Raw genomic sequence first — 18,524 nt, 5'->3', positions numbered from 1 at the left:
GACGGTGAAGGTCGGCCACTGCTCCCGAGCTACGGTTCCACTGCCCTGAGGCTCCCGGCTCTTATGAGGAAACCCGCTCGCCATAGGACATGTGCGCACACACGCGCTGCATCACGCCACATCCGCTCTCACACCGCCCTGGTCCCACGAGCACGGGCAGCCCGCCGCTTTGTCGTTCCCGCGGCGCCCACGCCCCCGATGGCCGGCCCCGGCCGTCACGACCGGCAGCGCCGCCCACCTCGGCAGAAGCATCACGAGCACCGACCCGCTCCGAACCTCCAGCGAGCCGGGTCGCGCCGCCGTCCCGCTGTGAGTGTGATCGGTCATCCTCACCCTGCCCGATCCACTCCGGCATCCTGATCGGTGGGGAAAGCCTCGCCATACCCCACGCCCAGTGACCTCGGCCCGCAGCCCCGGCACCCGCCCTGCTCCGGCGGCCCCAACCCAGGCAGAAGCGTTCCTGCAGCCTCCCGCACCACGATGAAGCGTTGCGGCACCTCGCCGCCGAAGGCATCAGCCCGCGCTCTGCTCCTCCGCCAGGATCCGGTCCAGCGCCTCGTCGAGATGGGTGTCGAAATCGGCCAGCGCGGCCTCCTGACCCAGCGGCACCAGCTTGTCGGTGCGGTCGAGGAAGGCGATGATCGGCGCCGTCGAAGAGCGGAACAGGGCCTGGTCGCCGCCGACCTGAAGCCTGATCAGGACATCGCCCAGCAGGTCGGAACCGGCGGGTGAGACCCGTACATCACCCTCCCCGCAGGGCCGGCCCACCCCGTCGATCAGCAGCTCGCGGCCGAATGCCCAGGTCACCGGGGCATCACCCGGGAGATGGAAGGTCAGCCGGACGGCGTAGGGATCGCAGGCCTCGTAGCGCAGCTCCACCGGAATACGGAAGGAGAGATCCTCCGACACGAGAAAGCTCATCATGACCTCTGCCTGTACGGACTCGCGCATCGCCTACCCCGTCATCTGCCTTCGTCGGCCGAAATGATCCCATCTGACACTGGTGGCATCTTGCTGAACGTGCACGACAGATCACAAGGAGTGAATTTTCAGATACTGATAGAGATCGCGAGTGATCCCATGAGACGCCCCATTTCCTCTTGCAGTTGCTGGGTGGCGGCCAGCAACCGGTCCGCCTGATGAGCGGGCAACGAGATAGCCATCGTTGCCGCAGCGTTACCCACCGTGATCGGAATCGCCGCGCACACCGTCCCCAGCGCGTACTCCTGACGCTCGATCACCGGTCCCATCCGCGCGCTCCGTTCGAGACGCCGGAGCAGGCTGTGGCCGTCGCGCACGGTGTACGGCGTGATGGACTGCACGGGGTACCGGTCGAGGTGGTCGCGCCGGGCCTCGTCGTCGAGCTGGGCCAGCAGACACTGCCCGATGGCGTGGGCGTGCCCGGTTTCCCGAAAGTCGGCCCACTCCTCGACCGCAGGGATTCCGGGGCTGTCGGAGACGCAGAGGACCTCGATCTCGCCGTCGCGGTACTGGGCGTAGTAGACCGGAACGCCGATCTGGTCGCGCCAGTGCGCGAGCGCCTCGACAACGGTGCTGCGACGTTTCTGCTCGGCTCCGTTGCTGCTGAGCCGTTCGGCCGCCTCCCCGAGGAAGAACAGACCCTTGTCGCGGCGCAGATAGCCCTCGTGCACGAGGGTGCGCAGCAGGTGGTACGTCGTGGGCAGCGCAAGCCTCGTCTCGCGGGCGAGTTGTTTGGCGGGAGCGCCGTGCTCGTGCTCCGCGACGGATTCCAGCAGGCGCATCGCACGCTGGACAGATCCGATCAGGGTCGCGGAATGGGCCTGTTCGGGCGGTTCGGAGGAGGGCGCCATCTGCCGCTGGACGGGGGCCGACGGCCGTACCGGAGTCGTCGGCCGTGCGGGCGCGGAGGGTTGAACGGGAGCGGATGGCCGTACGAGAGCGGACGCCTGTACCGGAGCTGCCGGCAGGGCGGGAGCTACCGGACCTCCAGGGGCCGTCGGTCGTACTGACGCCGTCGGCTGTGTCGGAGCCGTCGTCGAGCGGGCGTCGATCTGTGCGGGTGCGGTGTCAACCGTGGCCAAGGGTCACTCCCGGAGCGCGAGGGGGGCAGCCCGTGCGGGGAACACGGGAGGGGGTGTACTCCGCTCGCGGGGTCGTCCCCGCGTCGAGTTCCGGACTTTAACGGTCTGCCACCGCACGTATACGGCCCGTCCGGAAAACTTCCCCCGCCCGAGGGAACAGTGGATTCCTGTTACCGCTCGCCCCGCCCGCTCCGGTCGCTCACCAGTCGCTGCGCGACGAGGAGCTCGACATGAACTTCCGTACGACGTAGACGAGTCCGCCGACCAGCGCCACGAAGACCAGCAGCTTGAAGAGCAGGCCGATGACGAAGCCGACGACCGTGGCTATCAGTCCGCCGAACACGACCAGGGCGATGACCGGCACCGCGATCCACTTCACCCACCACGGCAGCCCCGCGAAGATCTCTCCCATCGCATTTACCTCTCTGAAGTCCGGCACCGTCCGGCCCCTCTGGTACCGGATCCACCAATGTCCTGCACTCGATGCTAGAGCCGGGAGGTACCGCTGCGGGGGCCTCGCACCCCTTGTCCTCCCCTGACTGATCCCCTAGGGAACCCCGAGGCCGCAGGTCAGCTCTCCGGGGGAGAGAAGACCACCATGACCCTGAGATCCTCGCTGATGTGGTGGAACTTGTGCGCGACTCCGGCCGGCACGTACACCACGCTGCCACGCGCCACCTGGGTGGTCTCCATGCCCACGGTGATCGCCGCGCGTCCGCTGACCACGAGGTAGACCTCGTCCTGGTGGTGCGGCTGCTGGGGGTCCTGCGCGCCCGCGTCGAGTGCGTACAGGCCGACGGACATGTTCCGCTCACGCAGGAACTGCAGGTAGGCGCCGTCGTTGGCGGCGCGCTCCGCCTCCAGTTCATCCAACCGGAATGCCTTCATCGACTTGGTCCGCCTTCGTCAGTGCCCGTAACCGATCTCTTCTGCCACGATCAGACACATGAAGAATTTCCTAGTCAAGATGATCGCCAACGCCGGCGCTCTGGCGGTCGCCGTCTGGCTGCTCGACAAGATCACCCTGACCGGTGACAGCACCGGCAAGAAGGTCTGGACGCTGATACTCGTCGCCCTGGTCTTCGGCCTGGTGAACTTCCTGGTCAAGCCGGTCGTGAAGCTCCTGACCTTCCCTCTGTTCATCCTGACGCTCGGTCTGTTCACACTGATCGTCAACGCGCTGATGCTCCTGCTGACCTCGTGGCTCGCCGACAAGCTCGACCTGAGCTTCCACGTCGAGGGATTCTGGACCGCCGTTCTGGGCGGCCTGATCATCTCGCTCGTGTCCTGGGCCCTGCACGTCGTCCTGCCCGACGAGGACTGAGGAGGCATGACCTACCGCGTCTGCTTCGTCTGCACGGGCAACATCTGCCGTTCCCCGATGGCCGAGTCGGTCTTCCGCGCCCGCATGGCGGAAGCCGGCCTGGAGGGACTGGTCGAGGTCGACAGTGCGGGTACGGGCGGCTGGCACGAGGGCGACGGCGCCGACCCGCGCACCGTGTCCGTCCTGGAGGAGCACGGCTATGACGGCGCCCATACGGCCCGGCAGTTCCAGCCCTCCTGGTTCTCCCGCCTCGACCTCGTCATCGCCCTCGACGCCGGCCACCTGAAGGCACTGCGACGCCTCGCTCCCACCCCGGAGGACGCCGGGAAGGTACGGCTGCTGCGTTCGTACGACCCCGCCGCGGGCGACGACCTCGACGTTCCGGACCCGTACTACGGGGGCCTGGACGGCTTCGAGGAGTGCCTTGAGATGGTGGAGGCGGCGAGCGAGGGTCTGCTCGCCGAGGTGCGGGAGCAGACGGAAGGACGGGTGGCATGAGCGACAGCGCTACGGACCAGGGGGAAGGCACGCGCGCGGTACGGGCCGGACTGCCCGAGGCGGTGAAGAACGAGCCGACCCTGCCCGGCCCGGTTTTCGCCGCCCACTTCCATCTGCCCGGCGAGGTCGACGGCCCCTACACCTACGGCCGCGACACCAACCCCAGCTGGAGCCTGCTGGAACGAGCCATCGGCGAGCTGGAGGCGCCCGGGGAGGACGGCGTGGAGACACTGGTCTTCGCCTCGGGCATGGCCGCCATCTCCGCCGTGCTCTTCTCGCAGCTGCGTGCCGGGGACGCGGTCGTCCTGCCCAGTGACGGCTACCAGGTGCTGCCGCTGGTCCGCGCCCAGCTGGAGGCGTACGGTATCGAGGTGCGCACCGCTCCGACGGGCGGCGACGCCCAGCTCGAGGTCCTCGACGGCGCACGGCTGCTGTGGATCGAGAGTCCGTCCAACCCCGGCCTCGACGTGTGCGACATCCGGCGGCTCGTCGACGCGGCACACGCGCGTGGTGCGCTCGTCGCCGTCGACAACACTCTCGCCACACCGCTCGGACAGCGCCCGCTGGAGCTCGGCGCGGACTTCTCCGTGGCGAGCGGCACCAAGCAGCTCACGGGGCACGGAGACGTCCTCCTCGGCTACGTCACCGGCCACGAGGGCGAGGCCATGGACGCCGTCCGCCGCTGGCGGAAGATCGTCGGGGCGATCGCGGGGCCCATGGAGGCCTGGCTGGCCCATCGGTCGATCGCGACCCTGCAGATGCGGGTCGACCGGCAGAACGCGACCGCGCTCGTGCTCGCCCAGGCGCTGCGGGAGCGGCCCGAGGTGACCGGGTTGCGTTACCCGGGGCTGCCCGACGATCCCTCGCACAAGGTCGCGTCGCAGCAGATGCGCCGCCATGGGTGCGTGGTCTCCTTCACACTGCCCACGCACACGCGTGCCGACCGTTTCCTCGACGCCCTGCGGCTCGTGGACGACGCGACGAGCTTCGGCGGGGTGCGCTCCACGGCCGAGCGCCGTCGGCGCTGGGGCGGCGACGACGTGCCGGAGGGCTTCATCCGCTTCTCGGTCGGGGCAGAGGATCCCGAGGACCTGGTGGCGGATGTACTGCGTGCGCTGGACGAGTCGGCCGACTGACCGTCTCAGCAGGACCTTCACGGACGTCCGGCCATGTCCGGCTACGTACAACGGACGGTCCGAGCCTCCCCCCTCGTGGCTCGGACCGCCCCGGTTCCCGCGCGCGAAGAACCGCGCGACCAAGGCTAGTTGACTCTCTGTCAGTGTCCAATCACAGTAGCGACAGAGACCTATCGACATATTTATAGTTGGGCCCCTGCCCCGGGCCGCGAGACGGGCAGGAAAGGGGGACGTCGCCATGGATCTGGCCTTGCTGCGCACCTTTGTGACGGTGCACCGGGCCGGCTCCTTCACCCGTGCCGCCGCACTGCTCGGGCTCTCGCAGCCGGCTGTCACTTCCCAGATCCGCACGCTGGAACGACAGTTGGGCCGCCCCCTGTTCTTACGGCAGGCCCGCGGCGTGACCCCCACGACCATCGGTGACGAACTCGCACACAAGGCCGCCCCTCATCTGGACGCCCTGGTCGAGATCACCGAGACCGGCCTCGACGACGAGTCGTCCCCACGCACGCTGCATCTCGCGGGGCCTCCCGAGTTCACCGCCGAGCGGGCGCTGCCCGCCCTCACCGAGCTGACCGGCGAGGACGGCCAGGGCTTCGCCCTACGGGCCTCGTTCGGGAACGCCGAGGAGATTCTGGAAGGTCTGGCCGCCGGGCATCACGATCTGGCCATCAGCACGGCCCGTCCACGGGGTGCCCTGCTCACCGCGAGCACGCTCTGCGACGAGGAGCATGTGCTGATCGCCGCCCCGAGCTGGGCCGGCCGGCTCGACCTGGCGGAGGAGGTCGAGGCCCTTCCCGCGGTCAAGCGAGCCCCCGCGTTCGAGGACGTCCCCGTGGTCGAGGTGCACGAGTCACTGCCCTTCGTCTCGCGCTACTGGGCGTCTGTCTTCGATTCCCGCCCGGCCGCACCGGGCACCGTCGTCGTCCCCGATCTGCGCGCTGTACTCGCCTGCGCGGTCGCGGGCGCCGGGCTGGCGGTGCTGCCGCGCTATCTGTGCGCGGCAGCCCTGGAGCGCGGTGACGTCGTCGCGCTGCACGAGCCCCCCGTGCCCCCGCTGCGGACGTACTTCTTGGTGGTGCGCACCGGGACGCTGGCCATGCCGCATATCGCGCGGGCGCACGAATGGCTGCTGCGAGCAGCTGCGGACTGGTGTTGAGCTGCGGTTCTGCGCTGTTGACGCAGCGAGCCCGGCCGGTGACACCACGCGATGTTTCACGTGGAACCATCCGGGCCACATACCCCCCATGACCGTCCGACCCGTGGTCAAGCGCACCGCCCGTGCCGTCCTGCTGGACGGCGACGATCTGGTCCTGATCAAGCGCACCAAGCCCGGCATGGATCCTTACTGGCTGACTCCCGGCGGCGGAGTCGAGCCGACGGACACGACCGTCGTCGACGCCCTGCACCGCGAGGTGTACGAGGAACTCGGCGCAAAGATCACCGACGTGGTGCCCTGCTTCGTGGACACCGTCGAGCACATCGGCGACGACGGCGGCGCGACCGGAGTGAAGGTGCAGCACTTCTTCGTCTGCCACCTGGAGTCGATTGACCCGTCCCTACGGCATGGGCCCGAAGTGGACGAGCCCATCGGGGAGTACGAGATCGTCCGGGTACCGTTCACCCGCATCGGGATCGCCTCCGTCCACCTGGTCCCGCTGTCCCTACGCCACTATCTGGACGGCAACATCGAGGGTGTACGGGCCATGCACGCACCGGACCTCGGCTGACCCCTCGCCGGGGTCACTGGGCCAGGACGAGCTCCTCGACGGAGTCGTGGCGTATGCGTTCCGACGGGATCCCGACGGACCTGAGCGTGTCCACACCACTGCGGATCATGCCGGGCGGTCCCGAGAGGTAGGCGTCGTACTCGCGCCAGGGGCCGTACTCGCGTACCGCGTCCGTGAACTGGCGACGGGCCTGCTGGTCGACGATGGCGCGGACCGACAGCCAGGGGTGGATCTGCTGCAGCCTGAGCATCGTGTCGATGTCGTACAGGTCGTTGCCAGTGCGAGCACCGTAGAACACCTCGACCGACCGTCGTGCGCCGCGTTCGGCCACGTCCTCGACCAGCGCCTTGATCGGAGCTATGCCCGTACCACCGCCCAGACAGAGCAGTCCGCTGCCGGTGGTGTGGTCCACGGTCATGGACCCGGCCGGCGGACCGAGCCGGATGATGTCGCCAGGGCGGGCCCGGTGCACCAGGGCGTTGGAGACCCAGCCCGCGGGGACGGCTTTCACATGGAACGACAGCAGACCGTCTGAGCGGGGTGCCGAGGCGAAGGAGTAGTGCCGCCATATGCGCGGCCACCACGGCGTCTCCAGGCTTGTGTACTGGCCGGCGAGGAACGGATAGGGCTGGCCGGGCCGGACGGTGACGACGGCCACGTCGGGGGTCCTCAGGTCATGCGACACGACTTCCGCGTACCACCAGGCGGGGGCGCGCAGTTCGTCGGCGGCCGCCGCGTCGATCATCACCTGCGACATCGTCGTGTAGGTCCGGACCCAGGCCGCTTCCGTCTCCGCGTCCCAGATGCCGGAGGCGTACTTGCTCAGCGCGCCGATGAGGCACTCCCCGACCGCCGGGTAGTGCTCGGCGCGGGTGCCGTACCTGCGATGGCCCCGGCCGAGGTTCTGCAGGTAGTCGACCAGGACCGGAGTGTTGTCGATGTGCTCGGCCGCCGTCAGCAGCGCCCTGAGCAGGCGGTCCCGCTGGGCGTCCATGGCGGCGGGGAACAGCGGGCGCAGATCGGGGTGGCGGACGAAGAGCAGCGCGTAGAAGTACGACGTGACCTTCTCGGCGACGGGGGCGACCTCCGCCATGGTCCTGCGGATGCGGACGGCGTCCGGGGAGGGCGGCTGATCTCTCGCGGACAGGCCCGGGACGTGCGCGGGGGTGGTCCCGAGTACCGAGGGCGTGCCCTGGTGCGGGGAAGAACTCTGCACGGGGACCCGAGGGCGTGCGGAAGGGGTCTCGTGCGGCGCTGTCGGGGGCTGGGCCGGGGCGTGCCGCGGTGGCGGCGGTGTCTGCGCCGGGGCGGGTATCTCCCCGAGAGGCGCCCCATCCTTGCCGTCGGTATCCATGCCGAGTGGCACCGCGGCTTGAGCCGAAGTGCCAGGCGGTGCCGTGGCCTGGGCCGACGGGTCCGGTTCACCGGCTGTCGGGGCTCCTGGAGAAGGGCCCGCGGCCGGCCTGGCAACCGGGCGCAACGCGGCCGACCTGTTTCCCTCCGCCGGTTCCTCGGCACCGGGGGCCGTCGTCGGCTGATCGCGTGGAGCGAACCAGTCGCCCTCACCCCCGGAAATACCGTTGTCGGCCGACATGGGGGTCGGAGCATCCATGGTGTGCCTCGCCTCGAACATATCTCGGTCGGTCTGCGCACTTCCCCGGTCGGAAGTTGTCTGCTTTCCCCCACAGACGGCTTGCATTCCCCGCTCGCCGTCACGGCCGACGCGGCCACATGCAACCCGTATTCGCAGTCCCTACGGACAAGTGGGTGAGAGTGTGACATTGGCCGCAGCACCTTCACCGCAGTGTCCCACCGCGTACGGATGCCCTGGTCGCATAACCGCAAATGCGGGCCTTCGATCTCTCCGTCCCGTTAGGCTGCATTGCCCTGCTCTCGGCCGCCCGACGTGGTCGCGCCCCCTTACGGACAGGGAACCGGCATCGACTCTACCGGTGGTCGCCATAGCCTCAATTACCGAGCGTGGCGCACCAATTCATAGGCTTCCCACAGATCCACGCCCTGGTAGGAGTGGGTCGAGATATCGGACAGGTGATGGTCCGCATTGACCGCCACCGAGATCGGCACCGCAGCGAACAGGTCCTTGTCGGAGAGTCGCCATAGGCAATGCAGTCGGCCCGTGTCACTCCGAACTGCTCGCAGAGCCGGTCCGCGATCAGGACCTTGGCGGCGGCGCTCAGTACTCCGGCAGGATCCACGGGCTCGGTGAAGGGGACGGCCGGAAAGCGGGATCCATGCGTGGCATGAGCTCCCCAACTGGTCAGCCGTTCCACGAAGAACGACGGCGAGAGTGACACCACCGCGCAGTAGTCGCCCTGTTCTCTGATCTCCGCCCAGACCTCACGAATCCGTGCCAGCCACGGGGCACCTTCGAAGGCCGCCACGACGTGTGCCTCGGTCAGGGACGCCCACAGCGCATACACCTGCTGCGCGTATTCGGGCGGGCCTATCAGTCCGGCTCCGATCGCCTGGTCGAGTGCCACCGTCTCGGCCTCAAGACCGAGTTGCCGGGAAATCTGTACAGGCGCACTGGTCCCATGCAGCAACGTGCCATCGAGGTCGAAGAGATGAAGTCTCGCCATGTGCTTGAGGCTAGTGGCCCATGAGATCGGTGAGGTGTGATGGGTACTTCCGGTCGATCGCCGGATGGTCGCCGTTCTTCGATGTTTCACGTGAAACACCCGGCATCTGATCGCGTGCTGTGCGCTTGGCTACAACATGGCCAAAAGCTTGTACGCACCCCGGGAAACAGGTGGACGCCGAGGGCACCCGTCGGCCAGCCTGACCTGCGTGCCGATTCCTTCTCTCGCCGCTCTCCCCATCCGCCGTCTGACGCTTCGCGATCTCACCGCCTGCGCGGACTTGTCCGAGGACCGGGGGTGGCCACGCGAGGAGCACAAGTGGGGCCTCCTCCTCGCGGCCGGAAAGGGTTACGGCATCGACGACCCGGACGGCGGCCTCGTCACCGCCTGTGTGGTCACGGAGTACGGCCCTTACAGCGAGCCCGATCTGGGGGCGATCGGGATGGTGCTGGTCGCCGAACGGCATGCCCGGCAGGGCATCGGCCGTCGGCTCATGAGGCACATCCTCTCCGCGATGGGCACCACCCCGCTGACTCTTCACGCGACGCCCTACGGCCGCCCGCTCTACGAGGAACTGGGCTTCAAGGCCATCGGCCAAGCGGAGATGCTCCGCGGGCACTTCATTCCGGGCGGCCCGGCACCGGCCGTGAGCACGCGTGCGGCCACCGCCGAGGACCTCGCCATGATTCTCCGGCTCGACGAAGAGGTGCTCGGCACGGATCGCACCCACCTCATCACCCGGCTGCCTGCCTTCGCCGACCAGTTCCGCGTCGCCGAGGAGAACGGCCGGATCATCGGATACGCGGCTGCCTGGCCCAACATGCACACCCATGTCGTGGGCCCGCTGATCGCCCGGGACACCGGGACAGCCCAGGCTCTCCTCACGTCGCTCGCCGCCGGCACCGACCGCCCCCTGCGTACCGACATCGACGTACGACACGAAGAGCTACGGGCGTGGGCCAAGGAACGCGGTCTGGCGCCGGTCGCCCTCAACTCGATCATGACGTACGGGATGTCGGAGCTGCCGGGTGACTGGCACAGGCGGTTCGCTCCGCTGACGGTGGCCGCGGTCTGAGACATGCCTGTACGACGGCGCCGCTCCCCCCGCTTCGGGGAACCGGCGCCGTCGTCATGTCCAACTGCGCGCCACTCGGGTTCAGTGGTGCACCGCGGTCGGCTGTTCTGCGTGGGTCGCCCCTGCGACCACGGAGCTGGGAGCGCCGTCCCTGCGTTCCAGCGCGGCGGAGAGGAACGCGAGAAGGAGAGCACCCATGGCCAGGGCTGCGCCCACCCAGTTGGGGGCGGTGTAGCCGAAGCCGGCCGAGATGACCAGGCCGCCGAGCCAGGCGGAGAGGGCGTTGCCGAGGTTGAAGGCACCGATGTTGACGGCCGAGGCGAGCGTGGGGGCCTCGTGCGCCTGGTCGAGCACCCTCTTCTGGAGCGGTGGCACAGCGGCGAAGCCCAGCGCGCCGATGAGAGCGATCGTGACGCCGGCCAGGACCTTGTGGTGCGCGGTGAGTGTGAAGAGCGCGAGTACGACGGCCAGGGCACCCAGGGACACGTACAGCATGGGCATCAGGGCCCGGTCGGCGTACCTGCCGCCGACCAGGTTGCCGCCGACCATGCCGAGGCCGAAGAGGACCAGCAGCCAGGTCACAGAGCCGTCGGCGAAGTCCGCCACGTGGGTCATCATCGGCGCGATGTAGGTGATGGCGGCGAAGACACCGCCGAAGCCGAGGACGGTCATCGCCATGGCGAGCAGTACCTGGGCGTTCTTGAAGGCGGCCAGTTCGTGACGAAGGCGCACGCCCTCCGGCCGGGGCATCTCGGGGACGAGCTTGGCGATACCGGCCAGGCCGACGACACCGAGGGCCGCGACGATCGTGAAGGTGAGACGCCAGTCGGCGCTCTGGCCGATCAGCGTGCCGAGCGGGACGCCGACGACATTGGCGACTGTCAGGCCGGTGAACATCATCGCGATGGCTCCGGCCTTCTTGTCGGGGGCCACCAGGTCCGCGGCGACAACCGAGCCGATGCCGAAGAAGGCTCCATGGGCCAGGGAGGCGATCACGCGGCCGATCAGCATGACGGTGAAGGACGGGGCGAGGGCGGAAAGCAGGTTGCCGAGGATGAACAGCCCCATCAGCAGCATGAGCATCCGCTTGCGCGGGATCTTGGTGCCGAGGGCGGTCATCAGGGGGGCGCCGAACATGACGCCGAGCGCGTAGCCGGTGACCAGGAAGCCCGCGGTGGGGATGGATACCCCGAAGTCGTCCGCGACCTCGGGCAGCAGACCCATGATCACGAACTCGGTCGTTCCGATTCCGAAGGCCCCGATCGCGAGGGCCAGAAGCGCGAGCGGCATGGAGGGTGACCTTCCCAGACGATTGCAGGAGCATGTTGCGCACGCTCACAATAATTGCAGACGCTCTATATATGCAAGCGAAGGTAGTACTGATTCGCTCATGCCGCGACGAGGATTCGAGGCGGAGGAAAGCAGGCCCCATGACCGCCACAGACCCCGCGAGAAGACCCTGGAGAGCGCACACGACCTCAGCGTGCGCGAGTACTCCCTGCTTGACGTCCTGGGCCGCCAGCACGACGGCGAGGGCGGACACCTGCAGGTCGCCGACGCCGTCGTCCTCAGCGACGTCACCGACGTCGGTCGCACCCTCCTCGAACAAGCCCGCCCCACCAACGAGAAGGCCCTGCGAGAAGCCCTCGACCAAGCCGCCACCCATAAGGGCATGGGAAGCTCTCCGCCCACCTACGGGGCCCGCACACGGGCACCCCGCATAGGGTGCGCACATGGGAGATCTTGAAATTCGGCCCGCCACGGCGGACGACGTCGCTGCGATCGTCGGCATGCTTGCCGACGACCCCTTGGGCGCCCAGCGCGAGTCCCCGGACGACCTGGATCCCTATCTGGCAGCGCTGGAGCGACTCTCCGCCGACCCGAACCAGTATCTGGTCGTCGCCACGCGGGATGATCGCGTAGTCGGCACGCTTCAGCTCACCCTCATTCCGGGACTGTCCCGGCGCGGTGCCACCAGATCCATCATCGAAGGGGTACGTATCCACGCCGACGAGCGGGGCGGTGGACTCGGGTCCCGGCTCATCGAGTGGGCGATCGAGGAATCACGCCGTCAGAACTGCCAGTTGGTTCAGCTGACGTCCGACAACACGCGCGTGGACGCCCACCGCTTCTACGAGCGGCTCGGTTTCACGGCTTCGCACGTGGGCTTCAAGCTGGCCCTGTGATCCTCCCCGTGGCCGTTCGCTCGCTGCACAGCCTGGCGCCCTGTTTCACGTGAAACAGGGCGCCGCTGAGTCGATCAGGCACGAGCGCCTAGCCGATGCCTCGCCACCCCTGCGGATCCACTCCACCCGGCACGGAAGACCCCTCGTCGTACGGCTGACGAGTGAACACGAACGATCCGAGGTCGAGGTGGTCCACCGATTCGTCAGGCCGCCGTACGGCCTTCAGGACCTCGCCTTGGAAGTAGCCCTCCAGACCGGTCCAGGTGCCGTCGCCGTTGGCGCGGAATCGTGAGCGCCGACCTGCGCCCGACAGGGGTTCCAGCGAGACGAGTCCGTCCGCCGTCAGCCGTAGGGCGAATCCGTTCGTTCCCCAGTACCACTGGCCCGCCAACTCCAGTGCGGGCGAATCGGCTTCGTGCATCGGACGCCAGGGCTCGGGGATCCTGGGCTCGGCCTCGGCGACGATCCGTACGAGATCGGACCCTACGACGGACAGCAGCGGGCCGGAGGTGCAGTTGGCCAGCACGACCGCGGCGACGTCGTCCGCCTCACTGATCGTCAGATTCGCGAGGAATCCCGGCAGCGAGCCCGAGTGGCCCACGAGTAGCCGTCCGTCGCGGTGCTGGATCTGCAACCCGAGCCCGTACGTGGCACCGTCGGCGAGGTCCCCCGTCCCAGCCGGTGCCGCGGGCGTGCGCATCTCGCGCACGGTCTGCGCGCCGAGCACCCGGTCGTCGCCGTTCGTCAGGAAGACCGCGAAGCGGGCCAAGTCCGCTGCGGTGGACCAGAGTTGCCCGGCGGGAGCCATCCGCCCGAGGTGCTCGGAGGGCTCGGGCAACATCACATCGGCCCACGGATGGACCGCCCAGCCGCCCGCATGAGGCGCTTCCGGACGGACACTCGTGCGGTCGAGACCCAGGGGTACGAGTACTTCTCGCCGGAGCACCTCCTCCCACGGAGCCCCCCGTAGCTTCTCGACCAGTGCTCCCAGCAGGGTGTAGCCGGGGTTCGAATAGTGGAAGAGGCGTCCTACCGGATGCAGGAAGGGCTGCTCACCCAGTACGTCGGTGAGTTCCGGACGCAAGGACCCTGAGGTGCGCTCCCACCAGGGCGCGGGAGACTCGGCCGCCAAACCGCCGGTGTGGGCGAGGAGTTCGGCGACGCTGGCCTCCCCCGCTCCCGTGCCGGGGACGTGCTTCTCCAGCGGGTCGCCGAGGTCGAGCAGTCCCTCGTCACGCAGTCGAAGAACGAGGACGGCGGTGAAGGTCTTCGTGATCGAGCCGATGCGGTACTGCACGTTCTGGTCCGGGCCGTGGCCGTCCACCGAGGTGCGCGCACCGTGCCACACGGTCCGTCCGTCCCGCACGACCGCCGCGACCAGTGAGGGTGCCCTCCCCTCCGCCTGAGCCACGGCGATCCGATGGAGCAGCGCCCGGCGCGTGCCGGGAAGCAGCTCTTCCTGAGATGTCGTCATGCCCCCAGTCCATCCCTTTGGGCACGCGGGCGTCGACTTCTTTAGCCCCGGCGATGACGTGGACGGCCGACCGACGGCTGCCGCTTCAAGGCCGTGTCATTCCTGGTCGAACATTCGGCGGACCCGCGCGGCCGGTCGTACGGGACCAGAACCTCCGGCGAGAGCTCGCGGACCAAAAGGACCGGATGGCTAGTGGCCGCCCGTTCGGCATGACGAGGAGAGGTGCTCCTGCCGGCCCGGGGCACCTCGGTGACCAGCACGATGCGACGCGGTACGCACATCAGGTCTGGGCCATGTCCACGAAGCGCGAGTAGTGCCCCTGGAAGGCGACGGTGATCGTCGCCGTCGGGCCGTTACGGTGCTTTCCCACGATGATGTCCGCCTCGCCCGCGCGGGGCGACTCCTTCTCGTAGGCGTCCTCGCGGTGCAGCAGGATCACCATGTCGGCATCCTGCTCGATGGAGCCGGACTCACGCAGGTCGGACACCATGGGCTTCTTGTCCGTGCGCTGCTCGGGACCACGGTTGAGCTGCGAGAGCGCGATCACCGGAACCTCCAGCTCCTTGGCCAGGAGCTTGAGGTTACGGGACATGTCCGAGACCTCCTGCTGACGGCTTTCGGAGCGCTTGGAACCGCCGGCCTGCATCAGCTGCAGGTAGTCGATGATCACGAGCTTGATGTCGTTGCGCTGCTTCAGCCGCCGGCACTTCGCACGGATTTCCATCATCGACAGGTTCGGGGAATCGTCGATGTAGAGGGGTGCGGAGGACACCTCGGGCATCCGGCGCGCCAGCCGCGTCCAGTCCTCGTCCGTCATGGTGCCCGAACGCATGTGATGCAGGGCGACCCGCGCCTCGGCCGACAGGAGACGCATCGCGATCTCGTTGCGCCCCATCTCGAGGGAGAAGATGACGCTGGCCAGGTTGTGCTTGATAGAGGCCGCGCGAGCGAAGTCCAGCGCGAGGGTGGACTTTCCCATGGCGGGGCGGGCCGCGATCACGATCATCTGGCCCGGGTGCAGACCGTTGGTGAGCGAGTCGAGGTCGGTGAAGCCGGTGGGCACACCGGTCATCTCACCGCTGCGCGAGCCGATCGCCTCGATCTCGTCGAGCGCGCCCTCCATGATGTCGCCGAGCGGCAGATAGTCCTCACTTGTGCGCTGCTCGGTGACCGCGTAAATCTCGGCCTGGGCGCGGTTGACGATCTCGTCGACGTCGTCGTCGCCCGCGTATCCCATCTGAGTGATGCGGGTCCCCGCCTCCACCAGGCGCCGCAGCACCGCCCGTTCATGGACGATCTCCGCGTAGTACTCGGCGTTCGCTGCCGTCGGCACGGTCTGGACGAGGGTGTGCAGATACGAGGCGCCGCCGACCTTGTTGATCTCGCCGCGCTTGGTGAGCTCGGCGGCGATGGTGATGGGGTCGGCCGGCTCACCCTTGGCGTAGACGTCCAGGATCGCCTGGAAGATCGTCTCGTGGGCGGGCTTGTAGAAGTCGTGGCCCTTGATGACCTCGACGACATCCGCGATGGCGTCCTTGGACAGGAGCATGCCGCCCAGGACGGACTGCTCGGCGTCCAGGTCCTGGGGCGGGACCCGCTCGAAGGCCGTGCCTCCGCCGTCCCACGCGTCGCTGTCCCGGCCACGGTCGTGCTGCTCGTCTCGGCCCCGGCCTCCGTCGCCGCGGCGACGCGAGGAAGGCAGACGATCACTGGGACCGCTGTCGGCCCACGGGTCGTCCAAGGGCTCGGAAATGCTCACCGAGCCACCTCCTCCCGTCCGCCGAGCGGACCTCGCCGTGCTTCTCAGTTCTACGGCACGGCACTGACAATTGAGACGCCCAACTCCGGTTCTGGCGCGTCGGTTTTGTGCTGGTTTCCCAGCCGACACACGGAGCGGGCGCCGGACCACGGTAGGCCCGCGGGCACCGTCAGCCAATCTGGTTATCCACAGGCCATGTGGACGACGGCCCGGATGCTGTGGAGAACTCGGCAAAACCTGTGCACGACCCGGTGGACAGCCCTGTGAACAAGCCCCCACCCGTTCTCAGAGATGCACTCTGACCTGCGCCTTCGCCGTCCACCGGTTGTGCAGAAGAAAAACTTTCCCAGTCGGCTCAAGATCAGTTCGAACTGTACACAGTGACACACACCTTCCGAACACGGGTAAGGGTCTCATGCCCATTGCATCTCTTACCTGTGGACGATTAGATTGATGCACATGACACAGGCGTCCGCGACCCCCAAAGCCATCCGGCGACAGCACGACCGCGAGATCGTCGCACTCGCCGTTCCGGCCTTCGGCGCGCTCGTCGCCGAGCCCCTCTTCGTCATGGCCGACAGCGCGATCGTCGGCCATCTGGGCACTGCCCAACTCGCCGGTCTCGGCATCGCCTCGGCCCTTCTCACGACGGCCGTCAGCGTCTTCGTCTTCCTCGCCTACGCCACCACGGCCGCTGTGGCTCGCCGTGTAGGAGCCGGCGATATCCAGGCCGCCATCCGCCAGGGCATGGACGGCATCTGGCTGGCACTCCTGCTGGGCGCCGTTGTCATCGCAGTCGTCCTGCCCACCGCGCCGTCGATCGTGGAGCTTTTCGGTGCCTCTGACACCGCAGCTCCCTACGCGACCACCTATCTGCGCATCTCGGCCCTCGGCATCCCGGCCATGCTGGTGGTGCTCGCTTCGACTGGGGTCCTCCGCGGGCTGCAGGACACCAAGACTCCGCTCTACGTCGCCGTCGCCGGCTTCGTAGCCAACGCCGCTCTCAACACAGGCCTCGTCTACGGCGCCGACCTCGGCATCGCGGGCTCTGCCTGGGGCACAGTGATCGCCCAGTTCGGTATGGCCGCCGCCTATCTCGTGGTCGTCGTCCGCGGGGCCCACAGGTACGGCGCCTCTTTGCGCCCTGACGCCGCAGGGATCAGAGCCTCCGCCCAAGCCGGTGTCCCCCTGCTGGTCCGCACGCTTTCCCTGAGAGCGATCCTGATGATCGCCACAGCCGTCGCAGCTCGCCTGGGGGACGCCGACATCGCCGCCCACCAGATCATCCTGTCCCTGTGGAGCCTGCTCGCCTTCGCACTGGACGCCATCGCCATCGCCGGACAGGCCATCATCGGGCGCTATCTGGGCGCCGACGACACCGAGGGCGCCCGCCAGGCATGCCGTCGGATGGTGCAGTGGGGCATCGCGGTCGGAGTCGTCCTCGGCGTATTGGTCGTACTCTCACGACCGCTGTTCCTTCCCCTGTTCACCAGTGATTCCACGGTCAAGGAAACGGCCCTTCCCGCTCTGGTGATCGTGGCCCTGTCTCAGCCGATCTGCGGTGTCGTATTCGTTCTGGATGGCGTGCTGATGGGAGCGGGCGACGGGCCCTATCTCGCCTGGGCCATGGTGATCACCTTGGCCGTCTTCGCCCCGATAGCTCTGCTCGTGCCCACACTGGATGGCGGTCTCACCGCACTGTGGGCAGCAATGACTCTGATGATGGTGATCCGCATGCTGACGCTCTGGGTGCGAACCCGCTCAGGCCGCTGGATCGTCACCGGAGCGATCCGCTGACCGTTTCACGTGAAACATCGCGGGCTGTCACGTTTCACGTGAAACACCGCCCGCTGCACAAGGGTTGGCGGCATGCGAGAGGGGCCGTACCTCGATGGGTACGGCCCCTCTCACCACTACTCGAGACAGCCGCAGCGGTCAGGCCGCGACGACCTCGATGTTGACCTTGGCGGAAACCTCGGGGTGCAGACGCACGGACGTCTCGTGGGCACCCAGGGTCTTGATCGGCGAGCCCAGCTCGATGCGGCGCTTGTCGACCTCGGGGCCACCGGAAGCCTTGATCGCAGAAGCGACGTCGGCCGGGGTGACGGAACCGAAGAGACGACCGGCGTCGCCGGAGCGGACGGCCAGGCGGACCTTGACGCCCTCGAGCTGAGCCTTCACCTGGTTGGCCTGCTCGATGGTCTGGATCTCGTGGATCTTGCGAGCACGACGAATCTGCTCGACGTCCTTCTCGCCACCCTTGGTCCAGCGGATCGCGAAGTTCCGCGGGATCAGGTAGTTGCGAGCGTAACCGTCCTTGACGTCGACGACGTCGCCCGCGGCACCGAGGCCGGAGACCTCGTGGGTGAGGATGATCTTCATTAGTCGGTCACCCTTCCCTTATCGCGCGGTGGAGGTGTAGGGCAGCAGCGCCATCTCACGGCTGTTCTTGACTGCCGTGGCGACGTCACGCTGGTGCTGCGTGCAGTTGCCGGTCACGCGGCGGGCACGGATCTTGCCGCGGTCGGAAATGAACTTCCGCAGCATGTTCGTGTCCTTGTAGTCCACGTACGTGACCTTGTCCTTGCAGAAAGCGCAGACCTTCTTCTTAGGCTTGCGCACAGGCGGCTTCGCCATGGTGTTTCTCCTGTGTGATCAAGAAGTGTGGGTACGACCCAC

At 67.9% G+C, this 18,524-nt stretch carries 19 protein-coding genes and 1 pseudogene; 9 read left to right on the top strand and 11 right to left on the bottom strand.

The window, feature by feature from the left end:
• Positions 1–513: 513 nt before the first annotated feature.
• From ABZT06_RS32200 to ABZT06_RS32185, 4 genes are all read right to left on the bottom strand, one after another.
• Entirely contained in the window at positions 514–951 is a 438-nt protein-coding gene (locus tag ABZT06_RS32200) for an SsgA family sporulation/cell division regulator (RefSeq protein ID WP_355748816.1), read from the bottom strand.
• 98 nt (positions 952–1,049) lie between these two features.
• A complete protein-coding gene (locus ABZT06_RS32195; RefSeq protein ID WP_355748813.1) occupies positions 1,050–1,832 on the bottom strand; it encodes an IclR family transcriptional regulator C-terminal domain-containing protein in 783 nt (260 codons plus the stop codon).
• Between the two features lie 430 nt (positions 1,833–2,262).
• Positions 2,263–2,475, bottom strand: a complete 213-nt coding sequence (locus ABZT06_RS32190; protein WP_037711649.1) for a DUF5326 family protein — start codon at positions 2,473–2,475, stop codon at positions 2,263–2,265.
• Between the two features lie 158 nt (positions 2,476–2,633).
• On the bottom strand, positions 2,634–2,951 hold the full coding sequence (locus ABZT06_RS32185; RefSeq protein ID WP_355748811.1) for a cupin domain-containing protein: 318 nt from the start codon (positions 2,949–2,951) through the stop codon (positions 2,634–2,636).
• Between the two features lie 58 nt (positions 2,952–3,009).
• Between ABZT06_RS32185 and ABZT06_RS32180 the strand changes: the two genes are divergently transcribed.
• From ABZT06_RS32180 to ABZT06_RS32160, 5 genes are all read left to right on the top strand, one after another.
• Entirely contained in the window at positions 3,010–3,387 is a 378-nt protein-coding gene (locus tag ABZT06_RS32180) for a phage holin family protein (protein ID WP_355748808.1), read from the top strand.
• 6 nt (positions 3,388–3,393) lie between these two features.
• Entirely contained in the window at positions 3,394–3,885 is a 492-nt protein-coding gene (locus ABZT06_RS32175; RefSeq protein WP_355748805.1) for a low molecular weight protein-tyrosine-phosphatase, read from the top strand.
• A complete protein-coding gene (locus ABZT06_RS32170) occupies positions 3,882–5,021 on the top strand; it encodes a cystathionine gamma-lyase (RefSeq protein WP_355748802.1) in 1,140 nt (379 codons plus the stop codon). Before ABZT06_RS32175 ends, ABZT06_RS32170 begins: the two co-directional genes overlap by 4 nt.
• Before the next feature lie 238 nt (positions 5,022–5,259).
• Positions 5,260–6,180 (top strand): LysR family transcriptional regulator, encoded by a 921-nt coding sequence (locus tag ABZT06_RS32165; RefSeq protein WP_355748799.1) that lies wholly within the window; start codon positions 5,260–5,262, stop codon positions 6,178–6,180.
• An 88-nt stretch (positions 6,181–6,268) separates the two neighbouring features.
• Positions 6,269–6,751, top strand: a complete 483-nt coding sequence (locus tag ABZT06_RS32160; RefSeq protein ID WP_355748796.1) for an NUDIX hydrolase — start codon at positions 6,269–6,271, stop codon at positions 6,749–6,751.
• Between the two features lie 13 nt (positions 6,752–6,764).
• Here ABZT06_RS32160 and ABZT06_RS32155 read toward each other — a convergent pair whose 3' ends face one another.
• The gene (locus ABZT06_RS32155) at positions 6,765–8,384 is read right to left on the bottom strand and encodes a globin domain-containing protein (protein WP_355748793.1); all 1,620 of its coding nucleotides are present in this window, start codon (positions 8,382–8,384) and stop codon (positions 6,765–6,767) included.
• Between the two features lie 338 nt (positions 8,385–8,722).
• A pseudogene (locus ABZT06_RS32150) lies at positions 8,723–9,351 on the bottom strand (haloacid dehalogenase-like hydrolase).
• Between the two features lie 208 nt (positions 9,352–9,559).
• Here ABZT06_RS32150 and ABZT06_RS32145 point away from each other — a divergent pair.
• Positions 9,560–10,426, top strand: a complete 867-nt coding sequence (locus ABZT06_RS32145; protein ID WP_355748790.1) for a GNAT family N-acetyltransferase — start codon at positions 9,560–9,562, stop codon at positions 10,424–10,426.
• 81 nt (positions 10,427–10,507) lie between these two features.
• Here ABZT06_RS32145 and ABZT06_RS32140 read toward each other — a convergent pair whose 3' ends face one another.
• The gene (locus tag ABZT06_RS32140; protein ID WP_355748787.1) at positions 10,508–11,716 is read right to left on the bottom strand and encodes an MFS transporter; all 1,209 of its coding nucleotides are present in this window, start codon (positions 11,714–11,716) and stop codon (positions 10,508–10,510) included.
• 100 nt (positions 11,717–11,816) lie between these two features.
• On the opposite strand from ABZT06_RS32140, the gene ABZT06_RS32135 reads away from it, so the two are divergent.
• Positions 11,817–12,173: a hypothetical protein gene (locus tag ABZT06_RS32135; RefSeq protein ID WP_355748783.1), complete on the top strand. Its 357-nt coding sequence runs from the start codon at positions 11,817–11,819 to the stop codon at positions 12,171–12,173.
• Positions 12,160–12,612, top strand: coding sequence for a GNAT family N-acetyltransferase (locus ABZT06_RS32130; RefSeq protein WP_355748780.1), 453 nt, complete (start codon positions 12,160–12,162; stop codon positions 12,610–12,612). Before ABZT06_RS32135 ends, ABZT06_RS32130 begins: the two co-directional genes overlap by 14 nt.
• Before the next feature lie 88 nt (positions 12,613–12,700).
• Here ABZT06_RS32130 and ABZT06_RS32125 read toward each other — a convergent pair whose 3' ends face one another.
• Positions 12,701–14,086 carry a serine hydrolase domain-containing protein gene (locus ABZT06_RS32125; protein WP_355748777.1) on the bottom strand — a complete coding sequence of 462 codons (1,386 nt, stop codon included), beginning with the start codon at positions 14,084–14,086 and terminating at the stop codon, positions 12,701–12,703.
• A gap of 280 nt (positions 14,087–14,366) precedes the next feature.
• Positions 14,367–15,845, bottom strand: coding sequence for a replicative DNA helicase (gene dnaB, locus ABZT06_RS32120; protein WP_355748774.1), 1,479 nt, complete (start codon positions 15,843–15,845; stop codon positions 14,367–14,369).
• Positions 15,846–16,304: 459 nt separating this feature from the next.
• Between dnaB and ABZT06_RS32115 the strand changes: the two genes are divergently transcribed.
• Positions 16,305–17,642, top strand: a complete 1,338-nt coding sequence (locus ABZT06_RS32115; protein WP_355748771.1) for an MATE family efflux transporter — start codon at positions 16,305–16,307, stop codon at positions 17,640–17,642.
• Between the two features lie 138 nt (positions 17,643–17,780).
• Here the strand turns inward: ABZT06_RS32115 and rplI are convergent, their stop codons facing one another.
• Positions 17,781–18,227 (bottom strand): 50S ribosomal protein L9, encoded by a 447-nt coding sequence (gene rplI, locus ABZT06_RS32110; protein ID WP_355748768.1) that lies wholly within the window; start codon positions 18,225–18,227, stop codon positions 17,781–17,783.
• Positions 18,228–18,245: 18 nt separating this feature from the next.
• Positions 18,246–18,482 (bottom strand): 30S ribosomal protein S18, encoded by a 237-nt coding sequence (gene rpsR, locus ABZT06_RS32105; RefSeq protein WP_003949403.1) that lies wholly within the window; start codon positions 18,480–18,482, stop codon positions 18,246–18,248.
• Between the last annotated feature and the right edge of the window lie 42 nt (positions 18,483–18,524).

Origin of the sequence: Streptomyces sp. NPDC005483 (assembly GCF_040606035.1) — a bacterium.
Lineage (GTDB): Bacteria > Actinomycetota > Actinomycetes > Streptomycetales > Streptomycetaceae > Streptomyces.
Note: the sequence above shows the minus strand (reverse complement) of the source record. Positions and strands in the feature narration are given on the sequence as shown.